A 1,326-nucleotide genomic window follows, 5' to 3' on the forward strand; every position below is an offset into this window, starting at 1 on the left:
AACCGGGGTTTTGATCAGGCCTTCCAGCTCCAGCCCGATATCTTTTCACAATATTGCGCTTAATTTAAAAAATGCAAGTCAACGAAGATAAAAAAACAGATCGATCATGGTGGTATCTGACCATAATCGACCTATCCAACGTAACCGAATAACATTATTTAGGGTATAAAATTCAAACATTGATGTGTGCGTACAAACTAAATGACACATCTACATGGGTTATATGTGTTATTGGTAGAACGATGGGTATATTCGGCACTGGGTAGCCCACAAATACTCAAAGTGCCACATCTTGGTATCCCACCCTAGCTACTTCTTCATTAATTAGACGTATACCAACCCCATTTTCTTCATCCCATGTACAGTCAAATGTTAGTCCAATATATCTGCCTTCAAATCGTCTTGCAGATGGAACATAAATCCCAACTAGCTTGATATTTTCAAGAAGTTTATCATTTGTTTCAATTAAAGGGTAATTTTCATCATATGAAACATCATACCCAAGTCCAGATCGCTTCTGTTTGTAATAGTCTAAAATTGGTGTCAAAATACTTTGCTGAATATCCCCCCAATTTTCTATTAAAGCAGTATATGAAGCATACTGTTTTCCACTAAATTCGCCATCTTCTTCACCATCTACCATCAAAGCAATATTGACTCTTTTTCCGAAAAACTCAATTGTAATATCCTTGCTCCACACATAATCGTATTCAAGTTCACCGAAAACTGCATCATTAATTTTCACTTTGAGAAATCTCCCTTCTAATTATTAGCAAATCCGCCCGGTTCAAACGCTCCTGCGTTTATCTCTCCTACGCCACCTAGATGTCCGAATTTGCTGTTAATTTCAGATGGCACAAGTTGAATTGTTTTACCATCATTTAATTCATGCCAAGTTAGCTTTAATTCTTCGCGAATATCTGCAATGTCCCCCGACTTAATTTTTCCTGGGGTTAACCCAAATTGACTAGCCAACTCAGGTGAGTTATTAAGTTGCTCTGCCAATTTTATATCTGCCTGTTTAAAATTCGCAGTTCTAGCTTTAGTTCCATTACTACCAACTCCGCCCACCATATGGTCAATTTCAAGTTCTGCTTTTGCTACAGGCGAAAAATCAGGTACTCCGTTCTTATAATTTATCCCATCAATACCTGCTTCGTCTAATATCTTCTTCAATTCAGGGTCTGGTGGTGGTTTTAAAATACATTTTGATTCGCCCCTTTGCCCCTCAAAACCAACCGTTTTATTATTAGGTGATGGCGTTTGACTAAGTCTCGCTTTATAAGAACTAGCAAATTCAGTCTGTTTAAAGGCAGAAGGAGTATT

The 1,326-nt window shown here is 37.7% G+C and carries 2 protein-coding genes; both read right to left on the reverse strand.

Features of this window, described 5'->3' with window-relative positions:
• Positions 1–277: 277 nt before the first annotated feature.
• A complete protein-coding gene (locus tag CHH67_RS25710) occupies positions 278–745 on the reverse strand; it encodes a DUF6985 domain-containing protein (RefSeq protein ID WP_095268207.1) in 468 nt (155 codons plus the stop codon).
• A gap of 17 nt (positions 746–762) precedes the next feature.
• On the reverse strand, positions 763–1,326 hold a 564-nt coding region (locus CHH67_RS25715; RefSeq protein ID WP_095268208.1), incomplete at its 5' end, for an HNH endonuclease.

It is taken from the genome of Paenibacillus campinasensis (assembly GCF_002272015.1).
Classification (GTDB): Bacteria; Bacillota; Bacilli; order Paenibacillales; family Paenibacillaceae; genus Paenibacillus_AQ; species Paenibacillus_AQ campinasensis.